Origin of the sequence: Curtobacterium sp. L3-7, from assembly GCF_048756585.1 — a bacterium.
GTDB lineage: Bacteria > Actinomycetota > Actinomycetes > Actinomycetales > Microbacteriaceae > Curtobacterium.
Window position 1 is genome coordinate 450,765 of the sequence record NZ_CP151474.1, and the last position, 22,418, is coordinate 473,182.

The following is a 22,418-nucleotide window of genomic DNA, read 5'->3' on the forward strand; positions in this document are numbered from 1 at the left end:
GGCCGCGGCGCTCAGCCCTTCGTCCTGGAGTGCCACCTCGTCGTCGTCCCCTGCGCGAGCACCAGGTCACCGTTGGTCTGCATCCGCAACTGCATGTTCTTCCCCCCGTACCGCCACGTCGCGGTCGACCACTTCGCCTTGCCCACGGCGTCGTAGAGCACCACGTTGCCGTCCGTCTGCACCCGCAGCGAGCTGCCCCGGCCACCGGAGACGGCGAACACCGTCTTCGATCCGAGGATGATCCGGAGCTGGCCGTCGTCCCGGACGATGAAACGACGGTGTCCGGTGGTGTCCCGGATCTCCTGTCCGGGGACGAGGCTGGCGCCGGGCACCAGGCGGTCGCGCGTACCAGGGACCTGCTGCCACAGGACCGTCGTCCCACGGACGAGTTGGACCACGCCGAGGTCGGTGACCTGCAGCACAGGAGCATCTCCCGCGGAGGGCTTGCCGGCGGCCCAGACGGTCGCACCGGTGGTCGACCGGATCGCGAGCGTGCCGTCGGCGCCGACCGTGAGGGTCGCCCGCGCGGACGCGACGTTCGACGACCACAGCGCCCGTCCGCCGCCCCACTCCACGAGGCGGCCGTCGGACTGCAGATCGAGCCAGTACAGCCCGTGCGGCGACCGGATCGACGTGCCGGAGGGCACCGGCGTCGACGAACCCGTGATCCCCGTGGCCGTGGCTCCTGCCGCGGCCGGCCCGACGGCGGCAGGAGCACCGGCACCAGCGCCCGCGCACCCGCCGGTCGGCAGCAGGGCCCCGAGCACGCCCCAGTTCGGCGTCCCGAGTCCTGTCGCCTGGTCGTACCCGGTGGTCGCCGCCGCAGTGCCGTTCGTCCCCGACGTCACGTCGCGGAACGCCGTCGGGTTCGAGTACAGCGTCTGGTGCAGGTCCCCGATGCCGACGGTGCACCCGCGGGTCCCGAGTGCCGCGGCGAGCTGGCCGGCGACGACCGGGGACGCGAGACTCGTGCCGCCGCCGAGCGCGAAGCCGTGCGCGGTGCCGAGGTAGATCCCGGGCCCGGTCGCGGGGTCCGCGACCGAGGCGATGTCGGGGACGAGGCGCTTCGTGCCCGTGACACCGGCGCCGGACTGCCACGCCGGGCGGTCGTACGCCGCGGAGACGCCACCCCCGCCTGCTCCGTACGTGTTCGACCATGCGGACTCCGAGGTGCCAGACGACGTGGTCCGCAGCGAGGTCCCTCCGACCGCGACCACGGCGGGCGACGATGCCGGGTACGTCACCGAGCGGACCGACGAGCGGGGCCCGGTCGGGCACATCGCGCCGTCGTCACCGGAGGCGGCGAACACGGTCGCCCCGGCGGCCACGATGCGGTCGAGCGCGTCGTCGAGCGCCCCGCGGGCTGCCGCGGACGTCAGCGACTCGCAGGAGCCCCACGAGACGCTGACGGCCGTGATGCCGGCACGCTGGACGTCGTCAGCGATGCGGCTGTAGGCGTCGTAGAGCCCCTGGAACGAGTTCGGTGCCACGTAGACGCGCTGCCGCGCCGAGGGCGCCGTGGCGAGGAGTGCCTCCTGGTCGAGCGCGACCTCGGTCTCGCCGCCGGAGCCGTCCGCCTGGTGGACGTCGGCGCCGTCGATGGCGATCTGGTCGAGCGCGGGGACCGGTCGCCCGACGGCCGCCGCGTAGGCGACGAGGTCGTTGCGGTCCCAGCCGGAGAGCTGCACGGTCGCGACGGTGGTGCCGGCTCCGGCGCTCGCCGCACTCGAGGAGCCGTAGGCCCTGGCGAGGTCAGCAGGCGCGTAGCCGCCCGGGAGCGCGGCGTGCGATGCGGCGGGCCGGGCGTCGAGCCCGAACACCGTGGTCACGGAGTCGCCGAAGGACGCCGGGATGACGACGTCGCCGGTGGGGTGCATGCCGTCGCCGCTGCCCACCAGGGTGGTCGCGAAGAGCGCCTCGGCCTGCGCAGCCGTTCCGGTGGCCTCGAGCTCCCAGGTGTCCAGGTCGGTGACCGTGAACCCCGCTGCGGCGAGCGCCGACCGGACCGTTGCGCCGTGCGGCTCCTCGGGCGCCAGGGCGTCGACCGCGTCGCTCCGTTCGTCGGGACCGGCTCCGGCCGTGGTGGCCGGCAGGTCCCGCAGCGCGGTCTGGTCCGTCGGGCGCAGCACGACGGTGAGGTCGACCGGGGTGTCGGCGGGGGTCTTGCCGTCCGTCGGGTCCGAGGACGTCGGCACGGACCCCGAGGACGCGACGGTCGACGGGACGGTCGGCGTGGGGGCCGTCCCGGCCGAGGCGGGTGCGGCGACACCGACGGCGAGCGTCGCCCCGAGGGCGGCCGCCGTCAGGAAGGCGAGGGTGCGGTGGTGCATCGGCGTCACTCCATGACTCTGCGCGGCGCCCGATCCGTGGGCACCGGTCCGCTCGGTGATCGAGCGGACGCGAGCACGCTAACCCGCGGAGGCGCCACTCCGACAGCGGTGACGCCGGAATGCGCGCCCCCAGTTGTGGAGCGTCGTACCCCGCCCGGTCCCCCACGCGTCGAACTGGAGGCCCGGCTCGGCTCCGGTACGCCGGTCACGTCAGCAGAGCGGGACGTTCACCGCCAGACCGCCCATCGCGGTCTCCTTGTACTTGGTCGACATGTCGGCACCGGTCTGCCGCATGGTCTCGACGACCTGGTCCAGCGACACGTGGTGCACACCGTCCCCGCGGAGCGCCATCCTCGCCGCGTTGACCGCCTTGTTCGCGGCGATCGCGTTGCGCTCGATGCAGGGGATCTGCACGAGCCCCCCGATCGGGTCGCAGGTCAGCCCGAGGTTGTGTTCCATCGCGATCTCTGCGGCGTTCTCGACCTGTTCCGGGGTCCCGCCGAGGACCTCGGCGAGCCCGGCGGCCGCCATCGACGCGGCGGAACCCACCTCGCCCTGGCAGCCGACCTCGGCACCGGAGATCGAGGCGCGCTCCTTGTAGATCGACCCGATCGCGCCCGCGGTGAGGAGGAAGCGGACGACGGCCTCGTCGCGGTCGAGCCCGTCGACGTAGTGCAGTGCGTAGGCCAGGACCGCGGGGATGATGCCCGCCGCACCGTTCGTCGGCGCCGTCACGACGCGTCCGCCCGATGCGTTCTCCTCGTTGACCGCCATCGCCCAGAGGTTCACCCACTCCATCGCGAACAGCGGGTCGTGGTCGGGGTCGTCGCGGGTGAGCTGTCCGAACCAGTCGGCTGCACGCCGCCGGACCTCGAGCCCGCCCGGCAGGGTTCCGGTTCGCCGGACGCTGCGGTCGACGCACGACTCCATCACGCCGTGGATGCGGAGCAGCTCCTCGCGGACGCTGTCCTCGGAGCGGGTCGCGACCTCGTTGGCGAGGGCGATCCCGCTGACCGGGAGACCGGTCTCGGCACAGGCGGCGAGCAGTTCCGCGCCGCTGGAGAACGGGTGCGGCACGGTGTCGTCGACGGGGATCGCGGCTTCGGCGACGGCCGCGGGCTCGTCGTCGCCGTCCCGCGTGATGAACCCGCCGCCGACCGAGTAGTAGGTCTCGACGGCGATCTCGGAGCCGGAGTCGTCGAACGCACGGAGCCGCATGGCGTTCGGGTGTCTGGGCAGCATCGTCAGGGGGTGCTGGACGATGTCGCGGAGCCGGAACGGCACACGCTGCCCGCCGGACATCCGCAGGACGCCGGTCTCCTCGAGCGTGTCGAGCGCCGCCGTCATCGCGTCGGGGTCGACGTCCTCCGGCAGCTCGCCGGTGAGCCCGATCGCGACGGCGCCGAGCGTTCCGTGTCCCTGCCCGGTGGACGCGAGCGAGCCGTAGAGGTCGACGCGGATCGTCACGACGGGCAGTGCCCGGACGCGGTCGGCGAACTCGGCCGCGGCGCGCATCGGCCCCACCGTGTGGGAGCTCGACGGGCCGACACCGATGCTGAACAGATCGAAGACGGAGACCGGCACGTCGCCACCCTAACCCGTCCAGACGGACGGAGCCCGTCCGGACGGACGGAGCCCGTCCGGACGGACGGAGGCTCAGCGGCGGTTGCCCTCGGCGGGCATCAGGAACCACAGCACGACGTAGGCGATCCAGAGCGGACCGGGGAAGAAGCTCAGGATGACCCAGGCGATGCGGACGAAGGTGCGGGACCAGCCGAAGCGGTCGGCGATGCCGGCACAGACGCCGGCGAGGACACGGCCGTTGCGGGGACGGGTGAGTGCGTTCATGTCCATGACGCTACGCACCCGACGACCGTCGCAGAAGGTGGACTCCCTCCGGATCCGTGGTGGGGAGAACCCCCGCCTCAGGGAACGAGGACGATCTTGCCGCGGGTGTGCCCCTGCTCGAGCTCCTCGACGGCGTCCTGGACTCGGTCGAGCGGGTAGGTCGCCGCGATCGGCACCTCGATCGCACCCTCTGCCACCATGTTCGCCAGCGCGCCGAGGATCTCGGGGTCGGCGGTGTCCGAGCTACCGGATGCGTGCGCACCGACCTCGGCCGCCGCCTCGAACGCGATGATCGTCTCGATGCGGTCGGCGGGGATCCCGAGCGCGATGCCGAGGTGAACGTACTCGGCGCCGTGCGTGTCGATGAGCGCGTCGACCCCGTTCGTCGCGAGCTCCTCGATGCGCTGCTGCAGACCGTCCCCGTAGGCGACCGGACGTGCCTTCTTGGACGCGAGCCAGTCGTGGTTCGACTCCGACGCAATGGCGATGACGTCGATGCCCTCGTTCGTGAGGAGCTGCGTGACGAACCCACCGACGCCCCCTGCGGCACCGGAGACGACGACGGTCTCCCCCGGCCTCGGGTCCACGGCACGGACGGCGGCCGCCGCGGTCGTCGCGATGACGTCCAGCCCACCGGCCACGGTCCAGTCGAGCAACCGCGGCTTCTGCACGACCTGCTCGGCCGGGACGGACACGTACTCGGCCTGGCTCGACCGGTCCCACGACCAGCCGATGACCTCTTCGGCCTCGTCGACGCCGTCGACACCCTCGCCGACCGCGACGACGATCCCGGCGAAGTCGGTGCCCTGGCCCGACGGCAGGTCCCCGCCGAACACCCCCTGGCGGATGGCGGACTCCCCCGGGTTGATCCCGGCGGCCCGGACACGGACGAGGACGCGCCCCGGCAGGGCGACGGGGACGGGAACCTCGGCGACGCGGAGCACGGTCCGATCACCCCACTCGTCGAAACGGACGGCACGCATGGTCTCAGGAAGATCGGTCATCTCCGGAGACGCTACGCCTCGTCGCCACCACGACGCATCCCAAGCGGGAAGTGGACCGCTCCATCCCCGGCAGCAAGCGGACCCGGGAGCATGCGACACTGGCCACATGCCCATCCTCAACAAGGACATGCAGGTGTGCATGTCGCTCGCCGCCCGTCCGAGCAACATCGGCACCCGGTTCCACAACTTCCTCTACGACGAGCTCGGGCTGAACTTCCTCTACAAGGCGTTCACCACCACCGACCTCCCCGGAGCCGTCACCGGCATCCGCGCCCTCGGCATCCGCGGGTGCTCGGTGTCCATGCCGTTCAAGGAGGCGGTCATCCCCCTCGTCGACGTCGTCGAGGAGTCCGCCGCGGCCATCCAGTCCGTGAACACCGTGGTCAACGACGGCGGCGTGCTCACCGCCTCGAACACCGACTACGAGGCCGTTGCAGCACTGCTCGGCACGCACGACGTCGACCCGACGTCCCGCGTGCTGCTCCGCGGGTCCGGCGGCATGGCGAAGGCCGTCACCGCGGCGTTCCGTGGCGCCGGGTTCGACCACCTCACCGTCGTCGCGCGCAACGAGGACACCGGCTCGGCCCTCGCATCGCAGTACGGGTTCGACTGGGTCCGCACCGAGGACGAGGCCGGCGACGCCGACCTGCTGGTCAACGTCACGCCGCTCGGCATGGACGGAGACCAGTCGGACACCGTCGCGTTCGCGGCGGACCGGATCGCCGCGGCCCACACCGTGTTCGACGTGGTCGCCTTCCCCTCCGAGACGCCGCTCGTGCGGGCCGGACGCGCGGCGGACAAGCACGTCATCACCGGCGCCGAGGTCATCGCGCTCCAGGCAGCGCGCCAGTTCGAGCGCTACACGGGCGTCGCCCTCACCGACGACCAGGTGGCCCGGGCGAGCGAGTTCAGTCGCGCCGAGTAGGGCGCGTCAGCCGTTCCGGGCGCGACCCGTCGCGACCCAGCGGAGGCGCCGCAGGGTCTCGCGGTTCCTGATCCACAGCAGCGGCTGCAGCAGGAACCCCGGGACGTACGTGGCAGGGCCGGCCACGGCGTCCTCGACGATGGTGACCTTGCAGCCCCGGAGATGCGGCTCGACGGTCAGTTCCACGCGCGCCTCACCGAGGGGCCAGCCCTTCGGCTGCATGACCATCCGCCGGGGCGCATCCCACACGAGCGACGTCGTCACGTCGTCGATCACGAACGGCCACACCCCGAACGAGTGGTGCAGGCGTTTCCCGACCGCTGGCCAGCCCGGTTCCTCAGCGCGCATCCGGGACGCGCCGACCACCCAGGTCGTGAAGAGCCAGCCGTCGCCGAGCACGTCGAAGACGTCCTCGGGCGTGCAGTGCATGATGCGGACGTTCTTCGCCATGATCAGTCCTCCGGTGCCAGGTCGACGTCGTCCGGCAACCCGAAGGTGTGCCGCAATGCGCTCTTCGCGGCCCGCCAACCGGCCATGCCGTGCACGCCGGGGCCCGGGGCAGCGGCCTCGGAGCAGAGGTACATCCCGCCGCCCATCCGCCACGGGTCGCTCGACAGCAACGGACGCTTCACGAGCTGCCAGAAGCTCGCCGCACCCGAGGCGATGTCCCCGCCGACGTAGTTCGGGTTGTAGGCAGCCATCTCCACGGCGGTCCGGGAGCTCGTCGCGAGGATCGTGTCGCGGAACCCCGGCGCGAACCGCTCGATCTGGCGGGTGACGACCTCGGTCTGGTCGACATCGGACCCGGCGGGGACGTGCGCGTACGCCCAGAACACGTGCCGGCCATCCGGCGCACGCGACGAGTCCACGACGGTGGGCTCCGAACCCAGGACGTACGGGCGATCGGCGTGCCGTCCACGCGCCACGGCCCCCTCTGCGGCGGCGATCTCGGCACGCGCGCCGCCCACGTGCACGGTGCCGGCACGTCGCAGGCCCTCGTGCGCCCACGGGACCGGATCCGACAGGGCGAAGTCCACCTTGGCAGCGGCGTTGCCGAACCGGAACCGTCGGAGCGCACCCCGACGCGGCGTCGGGATCTGCGAGCCCGCGATCCGGAGCATCCCCGGCACGCTCGTGTCGAACAGCACCGCCTTGGCCGGGGTGAGGTCCCCGAGCGATCGGACGTCCTGTCCGGTGACGATCCGCCCGCCGTGCGCCACGAGATCGGCGGCGAGCGCGTCGACGATCGCCTGGCTGCCGCCGATCGGCACCGGCCAGCCGCGGGCGTGCGCGTAGCTGCCGAGCGACAGGGCCGCTGCGGCGGTCGAGAGGGACGGCATGTGCTGGATCGAGTGCGCCGCCACCCCGGAGACCATCGCGGGTGCGACGTCGTGCCGGAAGCGGGCGTTCCAGGCGCTGGTCCCCTGCTCCAGCGCCCGCAGGCCGAACCGCAGGACGGTGAGCGGGTGTCGCGGGACGTTCAGCAGCGCGTTCGTGGCGAAGTCCGACACCTGGTCCGCGTTCCGCGACAGCGGGGCCATCAGGGCCCGGAAGGCGGGCCCGTCGACACCGAGCTCTGCGGCCGTGCGGTCGAGGTCCTGGTGGGCGATCCCGGCGCGGCCGCCGTCGAGCGGGTGACCGTACTGCACTTCGGGGAGTCGCAGCTCGATCCGTTCGTCGAGCCGGAAGCGACGGAAGAACTCCGACTGCAGCGCCATCGGGTGCACGGCCGAGCAGACGTCGTGGTGGAAGCCGGGCAACGTGAGCTCGGCGGTGCGTGCTCCTCCGCCGATGGTGTCGTTCCGCTCGACGACCTCGACGGACAGGCCGGCCCGCGCCAGGGTCACCGCTGCGGCGAGCCCGTTCGGCCCCGCCCCGACCACCACTGCGTCCACCACGCGTCGAGCCTACGGACGCGCGGTGTCCGCACTCGCAGGGTCGGTGCCCTCGTCGCCGTCGGTGTCGGCGTCCGTGGGCTCGTCGGCGTCCGCCGCGACCGCACTCGGGCCGGACCCGAGCGGATGCTCCGCGAGCAGCGCAGCGAAGTCCTCGTCGAGCATCTGCTGCACCCGGTCGTCTCGACCGATCTCGTAGCCCTCGGTCGGGCGCTGCGCCCACCCCAGACGCCCGACGACGGTCGTGCCGATGTCGTCCCATGCGCGGGCGCGGGCGGCGAGCACGATGCCGTCGACGAACACCTGGTCGTCCCGGCGGCGATCGAGCATCGCCGCGAGCTCTTCGTAGGTGGCTTCGCGCGTCCGGAGCTTCAGGTCGTCGCCGCGCTTGTAGTCGTGCTGGTGCTTCGACCGGCCCTTCTGCTTGATCGCCTTCGAGCGGATCTCCCGCATGCGCTCGGCGTCGCCGCGCTGCTCCTCCGCCATCCGGTGCAGCTCTTCACGCACGGTCTCGGCAGCGACGGCGTGGTCGAAGAACCCCTGGTCACGGAGCGAGTTGGTGATGATGCGGTTGGCGACGGCGATCGTCACGGCGGCCTTCGAGATGAGGAAGCCCTCGTCGACGGCACGGCGGAGTTCCACCTGGCTGACGGGTCGCTCGGTCGAGGTCTTGCTGCGCCGTCCGAACAGAGCCATGGCATCGACGATACCGGCGACGGGTGACCATCAGCCCGCAGGTGGACCCGGATCACCGCCTGGAGGGACGACTCGCCTCCGCAGCGTCCCTAGCGTTGAGCGCATGGTCACCACCACGACATCTCCCAGGACCGGACTGGGCACCGCCAGTCTCGTGCTCGGCATCTGCTCGCTGCTCGCCGGCTGGACGTTCTTCGCGCCGGTCGTCGGGCTCTTCCTCGGCATCGCGTCCCGCAGCCGCGAACCGCTGGCGCGTGGTCGTGCCGGCTGGGGCATCCTCCTGAACGTGGTCGCACTGGCGATATGGATCGTGCTCGTCGTCGTGTTCATCGCCGCTGGCGCCCTCGCCGCCTGGCAGCACGCGACGCAGGGCTCCTGACCCGACGCGTCCCTACTCGTAGCGGAGGGCCTCGATCGGGTTCTGGCGTGCAGCCCGGCGTGCGGGCAGCGTGCCGGCGAGGAACGCGATGAACATCACCACGAGGATGATCGTGATCACCGAGGACGGCGCGAACTGCATGATCTGCAGGCCAGGCAGGTCCTTGAGCACCGTGCCGGCCAGGATGTTCGAGATCCCCGTGCCGAGCGCGATCGCCACGCCGGCGCCGATCGCACTGCCGAGGAAGCCGATGAACACCGCCTCGAGCGAGAACAGCGTGTAGACCTTGCCGCCGCCCATGCCCATCGCCTTCATCAGGCCGATCTCACGGGTCCGCTCCTGCACGCTCATCAGCAGGGTGTTGATGATGCCGAAGCCCGCCGCGATCAGGGCGATGACCGCGAACGCGTTGAGCACGCCGACGATGCCGTTGATGACGGTCTGGAACTGGCCGAGCTGATCCTGGATCGTCTGTCCGGTGTAGCCGTCCTTCGACAGGGCGCTCTTCACGTCGGACGCGGTCGCGCCGCTGTCGAGGGTCGCCGAGGCACTGGCGTACGAGGTCGCGATCGACGCGGGCTTCCCCGTCTCCTGCGCGGACTGCATCGCGTCCGTCAGTGCCGCGTTCGCACCGGCCCCGCCGCCGAAGAGCGACTCGTTCTGCACGCCGACGACGGTCGCGGTCAGGGTGTGCTCTGCGCCCTGGTAGTCGTCCACCGCGAAGGTGAGCTCCTTGCCGACAGCCGCCTTCTCGCTGCCGAGCCCGAGGTTCTTCAGGTAGTTCGTCGGCAGGATGACCTGGTTCGCGTCCGTGTGGTCGTCGAGCTGCTTGCCCGATGCCAGGTCGGCCTTCAGCTCCCCCGCGTTGGCGGACAGCGTGACGACGTACTTGCCCTCGTTGCCGTACTCCGCGTACTTCGGGCTCAGCGCGACGGCCGGACGGACGGTGTCGATGCCCGAGACGCCCTTGATCTTGTCGACGTCGGACTGGGACAGGTACCCGAAGGACGCCGGCCCGCGGTCGACGCTCTGCGTGGACGCGTCGGGGTCGTACTTCGCGGGGCCGCTGTCGGTCGACGACGAGTCGACGGTCTTCGTGATCGTCAGGGTCCCGGTGTCGCCGATCGAGGCCACCTGGGTGTCGATGTAGTTCCCGACGCCGGTGCCGATCGCCGAGGTGAGCGTGATGGTGAACGCGCCGATGAAGATCGCGATCACGGTCAGGGTGGTGCGGAGCTTGGACCGGAACGTGTTGCCGACCGCGGTCCGCAGGAGGTCGAGGAAGTTCATGCGGAGTGCCTTCCGTGCTCGTGGGCACCCGGGGCGGGCGCATCGGCCTCCGTCGACCCGCCGACGATCAACCCGTCGCGGACGTTCACGCTCCGGTCGCAGCGTGCCGCGAGTTCGTCGTCGTGGGTGACGACGACCAGGGTGATCCCCCGCTCGCGCTGCAGTCCGAAGAGCATGTCCTCGACCACCTCGCCCGTGTTCGTGTCGAGGTTGCCCGTCGGCTCGTCAGCGAAGATGACGCTCGGCTCGCCGACGAGCGCCCGGGCGATGACCACGCGCTGCTTCTGTCCACCGGAGAGGTCGTTCGCGTCGTTCCTGGCCTTGTCCGCCAGCCCGAGCGCGTCGAGCGCCGCCATCCCCCGGCGCTTCCGCTCGGCCCCGGAGACGCCGGCGATCTTCAGCGGCAGCACGACGTTGTCGAGCACCGAGGTCTTCGGCGTCAGGAAGAACTGCTGGAACACGAACCCGAAGGTGCTGTTCCGCGTGCGGTTCACGTCGCGGGCGCTGAGCGTCGCGGCGTCCGTGCCGTCGAGCAGGATCTGCCCGGTGGACGGCTTGTCGAGCAGCGCGAGCAGGTGCATCAGCGTCGACTTGCCGGAGCCGGACTTGCCGACGATCGCCAGGCTCTCCCCCTGGTTCACGGCGAGGGACACCCCCTTGAGCGCATCGAACCGGGTGGATCCTCGGCCGTAGGTCCTCGTGAGGCCCCTGGCCTCGAGCACGGGAGTGGTCATGCGCCCGAGCGTACTGTCCGTTGCACGACTGAAAGTTTGCGTTTGCTGCAAACGATGTGACGTGCCGGTTACAGTCGAGCCATGCCCGACAGTGCCACCCCGTCCGAGATGGGTCTGCGCGACCGCAAACGCATCGAGACCCGCAGCCGCATCGCCGAGGCCGCGCGGTCACTCGCGCTCGAGGACGGCATCGACCACACCACGATCGAGCAGATCGCCGCGCGCGCGGACATCTCGCCGCGGACGTTCTTCAACTACTTCGAGAGCAAGGAGGACGCGGTCCTCGGGCACACGGAGCTCGACCTCTCCGCCGAGACCCTCGAGTCGCACGTCCGGGCGGTCGCTGGAGAACCGGCGGCGCAGGCGGTCGTCGACCTGGCGTTCCTGGTGTTCGGCGAGACCTTCGGGGACGAACGACACCGCCACGAGCGCAAGGAACTCATCGTGCGCTTCCCGCAGCTCATGCGCCGCCAGGTCACGCGCATGTCGAGCGTCGCCGAGGCGATGACCGGCGCCGTCCGCACCGTGCTCGAGCGCGACCCGGCGTGGGGGCCGGAGGCGGCGACGCCGCAGGCGGCGGAGATGCTGCTCGGCATGGTGATGACGGCGCTCCGCAGCTCCGCCCGGAACGAGGGCACGGAACCCGAGCAGGTGCGCACCCAGGTGGTCGCGTTGATGCGCGACACCGCGGCCCGGATCGCAGCAGGATGACGGACGGGAGGCTCGGTGCCAGCTGGCACCGAGCCTCCCGTCCGTCCGCTGGTCGCGTGGCGACCCGTCAGGACTTCGAGATGAAGCCCTCCTTGACCATCCAGTCGAACGCGACGTCCGCGGGCTCGCGACCCTCGACGTCGACCTGCCGGTTCAGTTCCTGGAGGACGGCGTCGGTCAGCTTCGGGGAGATCTGGTCGTAGACGCTCTCGAGCTGCGGGTACTCCTCGAGCACCGCCGTGGAGAGCACCGGGGCGACGTTGTACGCCGGGAAGAAGCCCTTGTCGTCCTCGAGCACCTGCAGCCCGAGCGACTTGATGCGACCGTCGGTGGTGAACACCTCGCCGAAGTTGCACTTGCCCCGGTCGGTCGCCGTGTAGACGGTGCCGGTGTCGAGGATGTCGACGTTGCCCTTCGGGATCGCGGAGTCGCCGGAGCCACCGAGCTGCAGGCCGTACTTCTCGAGCATCGGCTTGAAGCCGTCCGACCGCGAGTTGAACTCCGACTCGACGCAGAACGTGCGCTGGTCGGCCGGGAGGTCGGCGATCTGCGACAGCTTCGTGATGCCGCCGAGCTCCTCGACCGCTTCCTTCCGCACCGCGAACGCGTACGTGTTGTTCATCGGGGCGGGCGGCAGCCAGGTCAGTCCGTTGCCGGCGTCCTCCTTCTTGACGGCCTCGTACTGCTCCTGCTTGTCCGGGATGCCCTCCTTGTGGCCCATGTAGGTGAGCCAGGCGGTGCCGGTGTACTCGTACGTCATGTCGGCGTCGTGACTCGTCATGAGCTGCCGCACCGCCACGCTGCCGGGGACGTTCGTCTCGTCCGTGACCTGGAAGCCCGCCGCCTTCGCCGCGAGCACCCCGATCTTGCCGAGCACGAGCTGCTCCGTGAAGTTCTTCCCGGTGACCGTGATGTGCGCATCGGCGGGCAGCCCGTCGATCTTCTTGATCGTGCCGGGCGCTGCCGCCGGGACGAACGACGTCGCGGGTTGCAGGCCACAGCCGGTCAGCGCGAGCGCTGCGGCACCGGCGACGACGACCGCGGCGATCCCCCGGCGTCGGGTGTTCGTCTTCTTCGTCATCGGAGTCCCTTCGGACGGGCGACGGTCTCGACGATGCGGCCGAGCCAGTCGATGGACAGCGCCAGGAGCGCGATGAGGAGGGCGCCGGACACCAGCACCTTCGGCAGGAACAGGTTCACGCCGGTGGTGATGAGGAGCCCGAGCCCACCGGCACCGATGAAGGTCGCGAGCGCGGCGGAGCCGACGAGCAGCACGAGCGCGGTGCGGATGCCGGAGAGCATGACCGGCACGGCCAGGGGCAGTTCGACCCGCATCAGCACGGAGAACGCGCTCATGCCCATGCCGCGACCGGCCTCGACCGTGCGCTGGTCGACGCTCTCGATGCCGATGATCGTGTTCCGCAGCACCGGCAGGATGGCGTAGAGCACGAGGGCGATCACCGCTGCCCAGAACGAGAACCCGAGCCAGAACGCGAGGAGCACCACGAGGCCGACGGCCGGTGCGGCCTGCCCGAAGTTCGCGACGGCGAGGATCACGCCGCTGGCCCGGCGGAGGGGTCCTCGGGTGAGGACGATGCCGAGCGGGATGCCGACGACCAGCACGATCACGGTCGAGACGATCGTCAGGAGCAGGTGCTGCCAGGTCAGCGACACGAGGTCGGCCGGGTTGAGCGTGGAGCGCTCGGTGGCGGTCAGGTCGGCGGTGTTCAGCCAGACGGCGAACGCGGCGAGCACGACGAGGATCGCGACGGGCTGGATGACGAGCCCGCGCCAGCTGGCCTTCGCGGGCTTCGCGACGGGATCGGCGACGACGTCACTCATCGACGGTCTCCTCTGCGCGGACCGGAGACGACGGCAGCGTCTCGATCGGGTTCGTGTTCGTCCCGACCGGGGTGTACGCCTGCTCCTCGGCCGCGGCGGCACGGGAACGGGTGATCGCGTCCATGACCGTCTCCACCGTGATGACGCCCTGGAAGGCGTCGCGGCGACCCGTGACGAGCGCCGCACCTGCGCTGGACACGAGCATCGTGTCGAGCGCGTCGTTGAGCGTCGCGGCCTCGCCGACCACGGGCAGGTCGGGGTCGGTGCCGTCCGGGATGCGGTCGAGGCGCTCGAGCTGGCGACGGGTCGGCCAGCCGATCGGACGCTGGCGGGCGTCCACCACGACGGCGTGCCCGTGGCCGCCGGCCTCGCGCATGCGCTGCAGGACGGCCTTCGCCTCTTCTCCGGGCGAGCAGGTCACCGCTGGGGCGAGTTCGACGTCGCGCACGCGGTTCAGTGTCAGCTGCTTGAGGCCGGCACCCGAGCCGATGAAGTTCTCCACGAACTCGTTCGCGGGCTCGGCGAGGATGCGCTCCGGGGTGTCGTACTGCACGATGTGCGCGCCCTCGGAGAAGATCACGATCCAGTCGCCGAGCTTCACGGCCTCGTCGAAGTCGTGCGTGACGATGACGATCGTCTTGTGCAGCTCTTCCTGGATGCGGAGGAGCTCGTCCTGCAGACGCTGGCGGGTGATCGGGTCGACGGCGCCGAACGGCTCGTCCATGAGCAGGACGGGCGGGTCGGCGGCGAGCGCCCTGGCGACGCCGACGCGCTGCTGCTGCCCACCGGAGAGCTCACGGGGGAAGCGGTCGCGGTAGGTGTCGGGGTCGAGGGAGACGAGGTCGAGGAGCTCGTCGACGCGCGCGGCGATCTTCTCCTTCGACCAGCCGAGCATCTTCGGCACGATCGCGATGTTCGCCGCGACGGTCATGTGCGGGAAGAGCCCGCCGGCCTGGATGACGTAGCCCATGCGGCGGCGGAGCTCGTCGCCGTCGATCGACGTGACGTCGTCGTCGCCCACCACGATCTTGCCCTCGGTGGGCTCGATCAGGCGGTTGATCATCTTGAGCGTCGTCGTCTTGCCGCAGCCGGACGGGCCGACGAGCATGACGATCTTGCCGGCGGGGATCTCGAGCGTGATGCCGTCCACGGCGGGCTTCGACTGGCCGGCGTAGCGCTTGGTGACCGTGTCGAGCAGGATGCCGCGACCGGTCACGTCGCTCTCGGCGGGGGAGCCGTTCGTGTGGGACAGGGTTGCGTCAGTGCTGGACACGGATACCTCGCGAGATGGTCAGGCGGCCGAGGCCGAGGAGCAGGAGATCGAGGACGAGGGCGAGCAGGACGACGCCGATCACGCCCACCACGACCGAGTTGAGGGAGTTCGCGCCGCCGAGACGCGAGAGCCCGGAGAAGATGAACCCGCCGAGCCCCGGGCCGAGCGCGTACGCGGCGACGGCGGCGACGCCCATCACCATCTGCGCGGAGACCCGGACGCCGGTGAGGATGATCGGCCACGCCATCGGCAGCTCGACCTGCACCAGGGTGCGGAAGCGGCTCATCCCGATGCCACGGGCCGACTCGACGACGGCGGGGGAGATCTCGGAGAGCCCGACGACCGCGTTGCGCAGGATCGGCAGGGCGGCGAAGAACGTGACCGTGACGACGGACGGCACGACGCCGAACCCGAGCGGGACGAGCAGCAGGCCGATCACGGCGAACGACGGCAGTGTCAACCCGATGGTCGACACCTCGTTCGCGACCGATCTCAGCCGCGGGATGCGGTAGACGAGTGCTGCGAGCAGCACGGCGATGACGGTGGCGAGCACGGTGCACTGGAGGACCAGCGAGAAGTGCTGCCACGACGCGAACCAGATCTGGTCCCATCGCTCCGTGACGTAGTTGAAGAACACCTGACGCTGGTTCCCCTCGGGTCGGTCGTTCTGCCCACGGGTCGGGGCACAAGTGCCGCCCAACGTACGCAATGGCACGGCCACTTGTACAACCGCAAATGTCGCGAACGCAGGGTTCCTGCGGATTCTTCAATCACGAAAACCCAGATCAGCGCCGTGTGCCGTCCGTGATCCTGGGAGAACGGTAACGATCGAGCGGGCCGCCCGACTACAGGCCGGCTTCGCGGAGCCCTGCCTGCTCGGCGATCGCGACGAGCCGCTCCCGCCACTCGATCCACTCCTCGGGCGTCTTCTCCGCGAGGTTCCCGTCACCGTCGCCCGCGAGGCCGTCGAGCATCTCGCGCACGATGTCCGCGTGCCCGGCGTGCCGAGCGGTCTCGTACGCCATGTGCACCAGCACACGGTGCAGCGTGACGTCACGGTGCTCGGGTGCCCACCACGGAACCACCCCGCGCGCGTCGAGGTCGAGCGCCTCGATCGTGGCATCGGCGTGAGCGGCGCTGGCGTGGTGGAACGCCACGATGTCCGCCATCGTCTCGTCGAGCGTCGCGTACATGTCCCGGTCGTCGTCGGAGTCGAGCCATGCCGGCGGATCGGGGAGCGGGCGGTCGAACACCCGCCCGAAGTACTCGGACTGCACGGCGGCCACGTGCTTCACGAGCCCGAGGACGTTCGTGCCCGTCGGGGTCACCGGCCACCTGGCCTGCCGTTCCGCGAGTCCGTCGAGCTTCGCGAGCAGCGCTGCCCGGTGCTTCTGCAGGTAGCGGTGCAGCGTCTGCTTCACGAGTGCCTGGTCGGTGACCGGAGACGCCCCCTCGTCGGTGAGCAGGGAGTTCCGGGTCGCGGCGATGGTGCCGGACGGCGGTGCAGGTCGCACCGCCGGCGGCTCCTCGGTGATGTCGCTCATGCCCTCGATCGTGCCACCGCGCGCTCGCGGATGCGCTCCGACTCGGCCACGGCGACGCGCTCGGCGGTGAGCAGCAGCCCGGCGACGTCCGCGGCGTTCCGCGACGGTGCGTCGTTCCAGCTGGTCAGGTCGCGCACGCGGCCCATCCGGACGTCCGGGGCCGGGCACCAGAGGACCGGCGCCCCCTCTTCGACCGCGAGCGCGTGCCAGACGACGTCGAGGGCGCGCTGGACCGGCTGGGAGTGCACCGCGTGCGGACCACCGGCGGCGTAGACCACGGCACCGACGAGGCACGCACCGACGAGCGGGCGCCCGGCGACGTCCATCGCCGCGGCACTCGACGCCTTGCGGGTGCGGCCCTTCTCGTCGACGTAGGAGAACCACGCGTGCTGGATCCAGCCGCGTTCGACGACACCGCGCGCACCGGACAGCAGCCGCTCCACGTCGGCGAGGTCACGGAGCTGCGCTTCGGCTCGACGGACCCTGGCAGCGGCACGACGTTCGGCGAGCCGGTCGAGGAGGCCGCGGAACCCGGAGCGGGTGGGCGTGGGGAGGGAGGGAGAGGCGTCGGTGTCGACGTCGTGCTGGACGCGGAACTCGAGGGTCATCAGGCCCCTCCGATCTTCACGTGCACGGATGGTGTGGAGAGACGATAACCCCGTTCGGGTCAGCCGTCGAGAGCGGCGTCGATCCCACGCTCGGCGACGATCCGGAACGCGCTGTCGTCGCTGAGGTGCATCGCCGAGGCGATGGACACGGCCCAGCCCCGTGCCCTGGTCCAGGTGGCGTCGTCGGCGGGGACCAGCGCGCGGAAGGTGCGCCGGGCCTCCTGGTCGAGCGTCAGCCAGGCGGTCGAGAGGTCCACTGCCGGATCGCCCGCCGTCACGTCCCCGAAGTCCACGACCGCCGACAGGCGGTCACCGCGGCCGTCCGGCGCGGGTTCGACGAGCAGGTTGAAGGGGTGCAGGTCGCCGTGCACCCAGACGGGAGGCCCGGCGTACGCGGGCAGGGCGGCCGCGGTCCGCCAGAGCGCGGCCAGCTCCACGGCACGTGGTACGTCCGCGGTGGCGAGCCGTTCCAGGACGGCGTCCGAGCGGGTGCGCAGGGGGACGGCGCGCACCGGGTTGACCGGCGCGTCCGCCGGCGCGGGCACGTGCAGCAGCCGGACGAACGCGGCGAGCGCCTCGGCCACCGCCGTCCCGCCGGCTCGTTCGCCCGCCGGGACGCCGGGGAGCCAGCGCACGACGCTCCACGACCACGGGTACCCCGGCGCCGGGCGACCGGTCCGCACCGGATCGGGGACGGGCACGATCGCGGCGACCCGTTGGGCGATCTCGGGCAGCCAGCGCTGCTCGTGCTCGATGAGCCGGGCGGCGGCGGCACGGCGGGGGAGCCGGACGGCCAGCAGGTCCCCGAGCCGGACGACCACGTTGTCCCAGCCGTTCGCGACGACCTCGAGCGGCAGGTCCGCGAGGTCGGGGTGCTGGTCGGCGAGCAGCGCGCGGACGAGGTCGGCGTCGACGTCGATCTCTGCTTCCGGGGTGGGCATCGGGTCAGGCTAGCCGGGGCGGCCCCTCCCCGCGAACGGGGGCTCTCGGGGCGAACCTACCGCTTGGTATCTTCATAGGGTCGGAGGCGTGGGTGTCGCTGGGGGGACTCACGACCCGTGGTCGTGTCGGACCGGCGTCAGGGCGCCTCGGTCCGCGCGACGTGCTCGTGAGATGCGTCTGGCTCGTGAGATGCGTCGGGTGCGTCGTCCTCGTCCGGGGCGATGAGGGCCACCAGCCGCTGGATCTCCGGGCGCATCCGCTCCGTGACGATCGCGGCGAGCAGGACCGTCCAGAGGTCGCGGAGCCGTTCGAACAGGTCCGCGCGGTCGGCCAGCACGTCGGAGACCGTCTGGACGCCGGTGTACGCGGGGATGATCACCCGCCCGAGCATCTCCGCGTCCCAGGCATCGTCGACCTCGCCCGCGGCGACCCCCTGCCGCATCAGCTCGGCGACGACCGCCATCCAGTCGGTGTACGGGTTCTGCCGTGCCACCTCGGCCGTCGCGGCCTCGGTCGACAGCCGGATGCCGGCGCTCACGACGACCTCGGACACCATCTGCGTCGCGAGTCCCTGCGACATCCACATCATCGCCTCGAGCGGGGACGTCGCCCGGGTGGACGCCGCTTCGCCGTACCGCCTGGACACTTCGTGCTGCTGGGCGATGACCGCCCCCGCGAGGTCGTGCTTCGACCCGAAGTGGAAGTAGAGCGCGCCCTTGGTCAGCCCGGCTCGCTCGGCGACGGCGTCCATCGAGGCGCCGACGTACCCGTGCTCGTCGAACTCGTGGGCCGCGGCCTCGAGGATCGCCGCCCGTGTCGCCACCGCGCGCTGCTGCCGCGACCGTCCGTCCTCTGCCAAGTGCGTGCCTCCGAGGCCGATCGTATCGGCGGGTCCCGGGCGGCGTCGGGCAGATTACCGGCAACCGTCAGGTGACGTGTCCTACGGTTCCCGGCATGGACGGATGGCGGAACCCGACACGTTGGGCCCGGGCGGGTCGATGGCTGCTCGTGCCCATCGCGGTCCTCGACTGGTTCGCGCTGCCGACCCAGGGGGTCTTCGTCGCCGCATTCCTCATCGCGGTCGTCGGGCTCGTCGGGATCGCCGCCGCGCTCGTCGTGCGGATGCTCCGCGGCAGCCGTGGCGCGATGGCGGCCCTCGGCGTCGTGATGCTGCTCGGCGGTCTCGCCGTGTTCGGGCTCGACCCCTTCCCGGGGTCCTTCCCGCTCATCGACTCGTGGTGGCCGGACGCCATCACGCAGCCGCAGCACGTCGGCAGCGCCTACTGGCAGCTCGCCGGACTCGGGATCGAGCTGTGCGGGTTCGGCCTGCTCGCGACGCTGCTCGTCGTCACGCTGACGCGTCCGACCCTGCACGGCGGGTCAGCACCGCGACGCTGACGTCGGCGTCGGGAGCGGCCTCGCGCAGCGCCCGGATGCGGTCGACGAACGCCGTGGCCTCCTCCGCTGCCGCCAGGGCCGCGACGGCACCGATGTCGTCGAGCCCACCGAGCGACAGGAGCCCAGCGGTGAACAGCACGAGGCGGTCACCAGGTGCGAGGTCGACCTCGACGTGGGTCCGCGCGGTGCCCTCTGGCTGCAGCCCGATCGGCAGGTCGATCGTCCTGAGCACCGTGTGGGTGCCGTCGGCGCGGACGTGCAGCGCCAGGCCGTGGCCGGCGTCCACGGACGTGACGTGACCGGTCGTCGGGTCGATCCGTGCGTGGAAGAGCGACCCGACGGCACCGGCGGCCTCCAGGTCGGCGCCGATCTGGGCCTCCAGTGCCTGGCCGTCCGCTCCCAGCTGCACGTCGGTGCGTGCCACGACGGCGGCGCGGAGCGTCGACGCGAGCAGGCCGGCCGCACTGCCGGCGGCGGACACCGAACCGATCGTCAGTCGGATCGTCCCATCGGCCGCGAGGCGCCAGTCCGCGACGTCGCCGGACCCCTCGCGTGACGAGGACACGGCGGCGAAGTCGTAGCCGGGGACGTCGATCGGATCGGGGACGAGCGCGTCGAGCACCCGCCGGACCCGGTCCCGGTCGATCGCGTGGCCCAGCTCCCGCTCCGCCCAGCGGGCGAGGTCACGGAGCAACTCCACGTCCTCCGCCGAGAGCTCGCGGGGCTTCGCGTCCATGATGCAGAGCGTGCCGACACGGGTGCCGTCGAGCATGGACAGCGGCGCACCCGCGTAGAAGCGGATGCCCGGCTCGCCCGTCACGGCGGGCAGCCCGCTGAACCGCGGGTCGAGCGCGGTGTCCGGCACCACCATCGGCCCGTCCTGCAGCACGGTCGTCGAGCAGAACACGTCACTCGCGGCGGCGCTCCCGCCCTGCTGCCAGCCCTGCGCGGACTGTGCCGTGACGAGGTCGCCGTGCACGAGGTTGAGGAAGCTCAACGGCACCCCGAACGCCGCCTGCGTCATCCGGGTGATGCGGTCGAACCGCTCCTCGGGACCGCTGCCGAGCACCCCGAGGGCCTCGACGAGCGCGTTCCGTCGGTCCGCCTGGGTGTCAGTCACGCGTCCTGTCTACCGCACCCTCGGCGAGGAACCAGTCGCGCGGGTGCTCGTCGGCCGTCAGCACCCGGCGCGGCGTGGTGGGAGCGGCCCACTCCGCGGCGTTCGAGAGCACCCGCTGGATGTCCGGGTGGTGGTACACGGGGTACTCCTGGTCACCGGGCGAGAAGTAGAAGACCCTGCCGCGGCCACGACGGTAGGCGACGCCGGAGCGGAACACCTCGCCGCCGGTGAACGTCGACAGGAAGACCTCTTCGTCGGGGCGGGGGATGTCGAAGTACTCGCCGTACATCTCCTGGCGGTCGATGACGATCGGGTGCGGGACGCCCTTCGCGATGGGGTGGTCGGGCGCCGTCGTCCAGACGAGCTCCCGCTCGCCGTCGTTCCGCCACTTCAGGGAGCACGTCGTGCCCATCAGCCGCTTGAACGGCTTCGAGTAGTGCCCGGAGTGCATCACCACGAGGCCCATGCCGGCGTGCACGGCGTCCACGACGCGCTGCACGACCTCGTCGCTGACCTCCTCGTGGGCCGCGTGGCCCCACCAGAACAGCACGTCCGTGGCGTCGATGCGCTCCTGCGTCAGACCGTGCTCCGGCTCCTGCAGCGTCGCCGTGCCGACCGAGGCCTCCGGCAGGTGCTCCTGCAGCGCGGTCGCGACGACGGTGTGGATGCCGTTCGGGTAGTGCTCGACGACTGTCGCGTCACCGCGGGTCTCGTGCACGTTCTCGTTCCAGACGACGATGTTCTTCACTGCTCGATCTCCATCTCGTGTCCTGCCTGTGCCGACGCGTAGATCGCGTCGACGACCCTGCTGCGGTGCAGCGCGAACTCGCCGTGGTGCCCGTCGTGGAGGCCGCTGCGGATCGTGGCGATGAACTCCTCGATCACCCGCTGGTGGTGCCCGCCGGGGACCTGCACGCCCGGCCGGGTGACCGTCGGGATGCCCTGCTCGTCGGAGTAGAGCGTCACGGTGCCCTCGGTCGCGTAGTCGCGCACGAACAGCCGTGCACCACCCGTCGACCCGAGGAGCTCGACCTCGATGTCCTCGACGTCCTTCGAGTAGCTCGCCCAGCTCGCCTGCAGCAACAGGCTTGACCCGTCGTCGAACCGGAGCAGCGCGCTCGCGAAGTCCTCGACGTCGAACGGACGGTCGGTCGCCGCCGACACCGGGGTCCGCTCGCTGCCGCCACGGCCGGCGCTGCCGAGCTCGTTGTACGTGACGGCGCTCGCCGTGACCACGCGCGGTTCGCCCATCAGGTGCAGTGCGATGTCGAGCACGTGCGACCCGAGGTCGATCAGGGGGCCACCGCCGGCGGTCTCCTTGTTCGCGAACCAGCTCCGGATCCCGGGGATGCCGGCGCGGCGGAGCCAGCTCGCGCGGGCGTGGTAGACGTGGCCGAGCGGGTTCGCTGCGCCGCCGTTCCGCAGGTGGTCGGCGAGGAACTGCACGTCGGCGCGACGGCGGTGGTTGTAGGCGACCTCGAGCACGCGGTCGTTCCGGACGGCGGCGTCGACCATCTCCTGCGCCTGGGCGCCGGTCGTCGCGAGGGGCTTCTCGCAGAAGACGTGCTTGCCGGACTCGAGCGCGGCGACCGCGATGGGGTGGTGCAGGGCGTTCGGGACGCCGATCGACACGATGTCGAGGTCGTCCCTCGCGACGAGGTCCTGCCAGTCCTCGTACGTGTTCGGCACGTGCCGGGTCTCGGCCAGCTCGGCCAGTCGAGCCGTCTCCTGTCCCGCGAGCGCCACCACCTCGACCCCCGGGAGTGCGGTGTAGGCATCGAGGTGCGTGGTCCCGGCGAACCCGAGACCGACCACCCCGACGCGGAGCGTGCGTGCTGCATCCGTGGTCGTGTTCGTCGTCATCGACATGACACCGACG

The 22,418-nt window shown here is 71.3% G+C and carries 24 protein-coding genes; 4 read left to right on the forward strand and 20 right to left on the reverse strand.

Annotated elements, in window-relative coordinates; genetic code table 11:
• Window positions 1-11 precede the first annotated feature (11 nt).
• The 4 genes from AAEP80_RS02190 to AAEP80_RS02205 all read right to left on the reverse strand — a co-directional run bounded on the left by AAEP80_RS02190 (window position 12) and on the right by AAEP80_RS02205 (window position 5,182).
• Window positions 12-2,330: a hypothetical protein gene (locus AAEP80_RS02190; protein WP_420365779.1), complete on the reverse strand. Its 2,319-nt coding sequence runs from the start codon at window positions 2,328-2,330 to the stop codon at window positions 12-14.
• 210 nt (window positions 2,331-2,540) lie between these two features.
• Window positions 2,541-3,914 (reverse strand): L-serine ammonia-lyase, encoded by a 1,374-nt coding sequence (locus AAEP80_RS02195; RefSeq protein ID WP_420365780.1) that lies wholly within the window; start codon window positions 3,912-3,914, stop codon window positions 2,541-2,543.
• A gap of 72 nt (window positions 3,915-3,986) precedes the next feature.
• Entirely contained in the window at window positions 3,987-4,178 is a 192-nt protein-coding gene (locus tag AAEP80_RS02200) for a PspC domain-containing protein (RefSeq protein ID WP_413600597.1), read from the reverse strand.
• Window positions 4,179-4,255: 77 nt separating this feature from the next.
• Window positions 4,256-5,182, reverse strand: coding sequence for an NADP-dependent oxidoreductase (locus AAEP80_RS02205; RefSeq protein ID WP_420365781.1), 927 nt, complete (start codon window positions 5,180-5,182; stop codon window positions 4,256-4,258).
• Window positions 5,183-5,288: 106 nt separating this feature from the next.
• Between AAEP80_RS02205 and AAEP80_RS02210 the strand changes: the two genes are divergently transcribed.
• A complete protein-coding gene (locus AAEP80_RS02210; RefSeq protein WP_413600595.1) occupies window positions 5,289-6,107 on the forward strand; it encodes a shikimate 5-dehydrogenase in 819 nt (272 codons plus the stop codon).
• A 6-nt stretch (window positions 6,108-6,113) separates the two neighbouring features.
• Here the strand turns inward: AAEP80_RS02210 and AAEP80_RS02215 are convergent, their stop codons facing one another.
• The 3 genes from AAEP80_RS02215 to AAEP80_RS02225 are packed head-to-tail and all read right to left on the reverse strand — an operon-like array spanning window position 6,114 to window position 8,698.
• Complete coding sequence (locus tag AAEP80_RS02215) at window positions 6,114-6,557, reverse strand: SRPBCC family protein (RefSeq protein WP_420365782.1); 444 nt, start codon at window positions 6,555-6,557, stop codon at window positions 6,114-6,116.
• 2 nt (window positions 6,558-6,559) lie between these two features.
• Window positions 6,560-8,005 (reverse strand): phytoene desaturase family protein, encoded by a 1,446-nt coding sequence (locus AAEP80_RS02220; protein ID WP_420365783.1) that lies wholly within the window; start codon window positions 8,003-8,005, stop codon window positions 6,560-6,562.
• Window positions 8,006-8,014: 9 nt separating this feature from the next.
• The gene (locus tag AAEP80_RS02225) at window positions 8,015-8,698 is read right to left on the reverse strand and encodes a hypothetical protein (RefSeq protein ID WP_281266153.1); all 684 of its coding nucleotides are present in this window, start codon (window positions 8,696-8,698) and stop codon (window positions 8,015-8,017) included.
• A 103-nt stretch (window positions 8,699-8,801) separates the two neighbouring features.
• On the opposite strand from AAEP80_RS02225, the gene AAEP80_RS02230 reads away from it, so the two are divergent.
• Complete coding sequence (locus AAEP80_RS02230; protein WP_413600591.1) at window positions 8,802-9,077, forward strand: hypothetical protein; 276 nt, start codon at window positions 8,802-8,804, stop codon at window positions 9,075-9,077.
• Between the two features lie 12 nt (window positions 9,078-9,089).
• On the opposite strand, the gene AAEP80_RS02235 is transcribed toward AAEP80_RS02230, so the two are convergent.
• Window positions 9,090-10,367 carry an ABC transporter permease gene (locus tag AAEP80_RS02235; RefSeq protein WP_413600590.1) on the reverse strand — a complete coding sequence of 426 codons (1,278 nt, stop codon included), beginning with the start codon at window positions 10,365-10,367 and terminating at the stop codon, window positions 9,090-9,092.
• The gene (locus tag AAEP80_RS02240) at window positions 10,364-11,101 is read right to left on the reverse strand and encodes an ABC transporter ATP-binding protein (RefSeq protein ID WP_420365784.1); all 738 of its coding nucleotides are present in this window, start codon (window positions 11,099-11,101) and stop codon (window positions 10,364-10,366) included. The genes AAEP80_RS02235 and AAEP80_RS02240 overlap by 4 nt, the downstream gene beginning before the upstream one ends.
• Before the next feature lie 81 nt (window positions 11,102-11,182).
• Between AAEP80_RS02240 and AAEP80_RS02245 the strand changes: the two genes are divergently transcribed.
• Entirely contained in the window at window positions 11,183-11,812 is a 630-nt protein-coding gene (locus AAEP80_RS02245) for a TetR/AcrR family transcriptional regulator (RefSeq protein ID WP_402727384.1), read from the forward strand.
• Window positions 11,813-11,879: 67 nt separating this feature from the next.
• Here AAEP80_RS02245 and AAEP80_RS02250 read toward each other — a convergent pair whose 3' ends face one another.
• The 8 genes from AAEP80_RS02250 to AAEP80_RS02285 all read right to left on the reverse strand — a co-directional run bounded on the left by AAEP80_RS02250 (window position 11,880) and on the right by AAEP80_RS02285 (window position 18,880).
• Complete coding sequence (locus AAEP80_RS02250; RefSeq protein ID WP_420365785.1) at window positions 11,880-12,893, reverse strand: glycine betaine ABC transporter substrate-binding protein; 1,014 nt, start codon at window positions 12,891-12,893, stop codon at window positions 11,880-11,882.
• On the reverse strand, window positions 12,890-13,654 hold the full coding sequence (locus AAEP80_RS02255) for an ABC transporter permease (RefSeq protein WP_420365786.1): 765 nt from the start codon (window positions 13,652-13,654) through the stop codon (window positions 12,890-12,892). Before AAEP80_RS02255 ends, AAEP80_RS02250 begins: the two co-directional genes overlap by 4 nt.
• On the reverse strand, window positions 13,647-14,927 hold the full coding sequence (locus AAEP80_RS02260; RefSeq protein ID WP_420365787.1) for an ABC transporter ATP-binding protein: 1,281 nt from the start codon (window positions 14,925-14,927) through the stop codon (window positions 13,647-13,649). The genes AAEP80_RS02255 and AAEP80_RS02260 overlap by 8 nt, the downstream gene beginning before the upstream one ends.
• A complete protein-coding gene (locus AAEP80_RS02265) occupies window positions 14,914-15,564 on the reverse strand; it encodes an ABC transporter permease (RefSeq protein ID WP_420366837.1) in 651 nt (216 codons plus the stop codon). The genes AAEP80_RS02260 and AAEP80_RS02265 overlap by 14 nt, the downstream gene beginning before the upstream one ends.
• Before the next feature lie 208 nt (window positions 15,565-15,772).
• Window positions 15,773-16,471 carry a DinB family protein gene (locus tag AAEP80_RS02270; RefSeq protein ID WP_420365788.1) on the reverse strand — a complete coding sequence of 233 codons (699 nt, stop codon included), beginning with the start codon at window positions 16,469-16,471 and terminating at the stop codon, window positions 15,773-15,775.
• Window positions 16,468-17,079 (reverse strand): DUF6197 family protein, encoded by a 612-nt coding sequence (locus AAEP80_RS02275; protein ID WP_413600584.1) that lies wholly within the window; start codon window positions 17,077-17,079, stop codon window positions 16,468-16,470. Before AAEP80_RS02275 ends, AAEP80_RS02270 begins: the two co-directional genes overlap by 4 nt.
• 59 nt (window positions 17,080-17,138) lie before the next feature.
• Complete coding sequence (locus AAEP80_RS02280) at window positions 17,139-18,020, reverse strand: aminoglycoside phosphotransferase family protein (RefSeq protein ID WP_420365789.1); 882 nt, start codon at window positions 18,018-18,020, stop codon at window positions 17,139-17,141.
• A gap of 137 nt (window positions 18,021-18,157) precedes the next feature.
• Window positions 18,158-18,880: a ScbR family autoregulator-binding transcription factor gene (locus tag AAEP80_RS02285; protein ID WP_420365790.1), complete on the reverse strand. Its 723-nt coding sequence runs from the start codon at window positions 18,878-18,880 to the stop codon at window positions 18,158-18,160.
• A 95-nt stretch (window positions 18,881-18,975) separates the two neighbouring features.
• Between AAEP80_RS02285 and AAEP80_RS02290 the strand changes: the two genes are divergently transcribed.
• On the forward strand, window positions 18,976-19,419 hold the full coding sequence (locus tag AAEP80_RS02290) for a hypothetical protein (protein WP_420365791.1): 444 nt from the start codon (window positions 18,976-18,978) through the stop codon (window positions 19,417-19,419).
• Here the strand turns inward: AAEP80_RS02290 and AAEP80_RS02295 are convergent.
• Genes AAEP80_RS02295 through AAEP80_RS02305 form a run of 3 tightly spaced genes read right to left on the reverse strand, consistent with a single transcriptional unit; the run spans window position 19,370 to window position 22,408 of the window.
• Window positions 19,370-20,539 carry a PP2C family protein-serine/threonine phosphatase gene (locus tag AAEP80_RS02295; protein WP_420365792.1) on the reverse strand — a complete coding sequence of 390 codons (1,170 nt, stop codon included), beginning with the start codon at window positions 20,537-20,539 and terminating at the stop codon, window positions 19,370-19,372. The genes AAEP80_RS02290 and AAEP80_RS02295 overlap by 50 nt on opposite strands.
• The gene (locus tag AAEP80_RS02300; RefSeq protein WP_420365793.1) at window positions 20,532-21,287 is read right to left on the reverse strand and encodes a ThuA domain-containing protein; all 756 of its coding nucleotides are present in this window, start codon (window positions 21,285-21,287) and stop codon (window positions 20,532-20,534) included. The genes AAEP80_RS02295 and AAEP80_RS02300 overlap by 8 nt, the downstream gene beginning before the upstream one ends.
• Window positions 21,284-22,408, reverse strand: coding sequence for a Gfo/Idh/MocA family protein (locus AAEP80_RS02305; protein WP_413600578.1), 1,125 nt, complete (start codon window positions 22,406-22,408; stop codon window positions 21,284-21,286). The genes AAEP80_RS02300 and AAEP80_RS02305 overlap by 4 nt, the downstream gene beginning before the upstream one ends.
• Between the last annotated feature and the right edge of the window lie 10 nt (window positions 22,409-22,418).